Source organism: Mycobacterium sp. E183, from assembly GCF_001667735.1.
Taxonomy (GTDB): Bacteria; Actinomycetota; Actinomycetes; order Mycobacteriales; family Mycobacteriaceae; genus Mycobacterium.
Window position 1 is genome coordinate 1 of the sequence record NZ_LZJN01000047.1, and the last position, 721, is coordinate 721.

Consider the following 721-nt stretch of genomic DNA (forward strand, 5'->3'; position numbering starts at 1 on the left):
CCGTCGACGATGCCCCGCACGCCGTTGCCCTCGGAACTGGTGAATCCCTCGGCCGCGGGCAGCCGGCCCAGCTCGGCCTTGGCGGCCTTGGCGATGGCCCGGGCGATGGGATGCTCGGAGGCATCCTCGAGCGCCCCGGCGTAGCGCAGCAGTGCCGCGCGGTCGGTCCGGTCGGCGCCGACCACGTCGAGGAGGGTCATCTTCCCGGTGGTGACGGTGCCCGTCTTGTCAAGCACGATCGTGTCGACGCGGCGGGTGGATTCCAGGACTTCCGGCCCTTTGATCAGCACGCCGAGCTGGGCCGCGCGGCCGGTTCCGACCAGCAGGGCCGTCGGGGTCGCCAGCCCGAGCGCGCACGGGCAGGCGATGATCAGCACCGCGACGGCCGCGGTCAGCGCCGCGGTGGCCGGGAACCCGAGCGCGAGCCATGCGCCGAGCGTCGCGAGGGCGATGCCGATGACCACCGGGACGAACACACTGGAGATGCGGTCGGCGAGCCGCTGGACCTCGGCCTTGCCCGACTGCGCCTCCTCGACGTGGTCGGCGCCGACCGGACCGACCGCGCGGCACTGCTGCGCTACGCCGGGGCGCTCGAGGATGCCTCCGAGCATCCCATCGCCCGGGCCATCGCCAAGGCCGCCAAGGCCGAGCTGGGCCGGCTGCCCGCGGCCGAGGGATTCACCAGTTCCGAGGGCAACGGCGTGCGGGGCATCGTCGACGG

1 protein-coding gene is annotated in these 721 nt (G+C 73.9%); it reads right to left on the reverse strand.

Annotated elements, in window-relative coordinates:
- The coding region (locus tag A5691_RS04120; protein ID WP_156734765.1) for an HAD-IC family P-type ATPase at positions 1-721 on the reverse strand (721 nt) is incomplete at both ends.